Origin of the sequence: Microbacterium sp. B24 (assembly GCF_000333415.1) — a bacterium.
Lineage (GTDB): Bacteria > Actinomycetota > Actinomycetes > Actinomycetales > Microbacteriaceae > Microbacterium.
On sequence record NZ_BADB01000076.1, the window covers coordinates 1 to 1234 of the forward strand.

The window sequence follows — 1234 nt, forward strand, 5'->3', positions numbered from 1 at the left end:
AGCTCGGTCCCGGGGATCCTCTAGAGTCGAGGTCTGCTCGTCGGTCGCGCTGAGCGACTGCTGGTAGAGCTTCTGCACCTCCGGGTTGTTGTAGGTGAAGTAGTAGTTGGGGTTCGCCCAGTTCTCGAAGTCACGGGCCTCGGTGTGCAGCACGAAACTGAGGTCGTAGTTCTTGTTGATGTAGACGTCGTTGAGCCACGTCGGGAATTCGACGGCCTTCACCTTCAGGGTGATGCCCACGTCGTTGAGGTTCGACACGAGGATCTGAGACACGGTCGTGCCGTAGAACGACGGGATCGTGAGCGTCAGCGTGAGGTCCGTCACCCCGGCGTCGGCCAGGAGCTTCTTCGCGGCCGCCGGGTCGAACGGGGCGGTGGACGACAGGTCCTCGTAACCGGGGTCGAGCTCGGGAATCGGACCGTACAGCGTCTGGCCGGCCCCGAGAGCCTTGACGATCGCGTTGTGGTCGATGGCCTGACGGATCGCCTGGCGCACCCGCTTGTCGGACAGGGGCGCCTTCGTCGAGTTCATCGCGAGCGTGCCCTTGTCGGTGGACTTGCCGAGCACAAGTGTGAAGTCACCGTTCGCCTCGATCTGATCCTTGAGGTTGGCATCGAACCCCGTGACGACGTCGAGCTCGTGAGCGAGGGCACCGTTGAGTGCCGCCTGGTTGTCGGGGATGTAGCTGAACACCACCTCCTTGACCTTGGCCTTGTCGCCCCAGTACGCGTCGTTGCGGTCGAAGGTGATCGAGTCGCCCTGCTTCCAGCTGGTCAGCTTGTACGGCCCGGTGCCGTTCGCCTTCGTCTTGCGATCGGTGGGGTCGTCCTTCTTGAGGACGAGACCTGCCCGGCCGGTGAGGTTCCACAGCAGGCTGGAGTCGGGCTGGCTCAGCGTGAGCACGACGTCCTTGCCGTTCGCGGCGATGCTCTGCACGCGGGTGAGGCGGTCGGAGTCGCTGTACGACGCATTGGACTTGACCTGTTCCAGCGACCAGACGACGTCATCGACGGTGAGCGGGGAGCCATCGTGGAAGGTGACGCCGTCGCGGAGCGTGAACGTGTAGGTGAGGCCGTCGGACGAGATCTTGTAGTCGCTGGCCAGCTCCGGCTCGATCTTCTGATCGGGCGTGCGCGAGACGAGGCCCTGGTAGACGTTGTCGATCAGGATCTGGTCCAGGGCGGCGCCGGCGGTCTCACGGATGTCGAGGTTGCTCGGCTCGGAGACGAGACGA

At 63.9% G+C, this 1234-nt stretch carries 1 protein-coding gene; it reads right to left on the bottom strand.

Translation table 11 applies throughout. From position 1 onward, the window contains the following. Nucleotides 1-1234, bottom strand: a 1234-nt coding sequence (locus I5I_RS01775) for an ABC transporter substrate-binding protein (RefSeq protein ID WP_036315700.1), incomplete at both ends; no start/stop codon positions are given.